1 pseudogene is annotated in these 541 nt (G+C 68.8%); it reads right to left on the reverse strand.

Annotated features, from left to right (window positions below):
• Positions 1-541 (reverse strand): annotated as a pseudogene (locus tag L995_RS19980) (hypothetical protein); the annotation flags it as partial.

Raw genomic sequence — 541 nt, forward strand, 5'->3', positions numbered from 1 at the left:
CGCCGCGACGGCTGATCCCGGCACGACAGGCCCAGTTTGGCGCTCCAGGTAGGCCAGTTGGTCGAAGGTGGTCCCAGCCAGGAAGACCAGATCCTCGGCCGTGCCCACATAGATGCCATCGTCCACGGACACGATGCCGGTGATCGGCGCAGGCATGGGCCGGAAATCCCGCCAGTCCGCCAGGTGCGGCGCCATGGGCCGACTGGCCCACAGGACATTGCCCTGGGCGACAAGCACGCGCCCACGCCACGCGGCGGTGATGGTGCCCACAGGGAACGGCTGAGCGCCCAGCGTGCGACAGGGCAGCACGAGGGCCGAATTGGGGCCGCTGACTTCAAAGCTGCTGCCCGTGGCAACGCCGGCCAGATAGGCACCCTCCCCGTCCTGGCCGGAGAGGTAGACGTTCAAGGCGTAGCCCTCGCGCACCGGCAAACCGTCCAGGCGCAGGCCACCGTCGGCGATCTCAATGGGTGCAGAGCTGATGGCCGGGCCTTCGAGCCGGTCAGCCAGGCGCACATGGCTGAGGTGGTAGCGGTACTGG

This window comes from Delftia sp. ZNC0008 (assembly GCF_000799035.1).
Lineage (GTDB): Bacteria > Pseudomonadota > Gammaproteobacteria > Burkholderiales > Burkholderiaceae_C > Comamonas > Comamonas tsuruhatensis.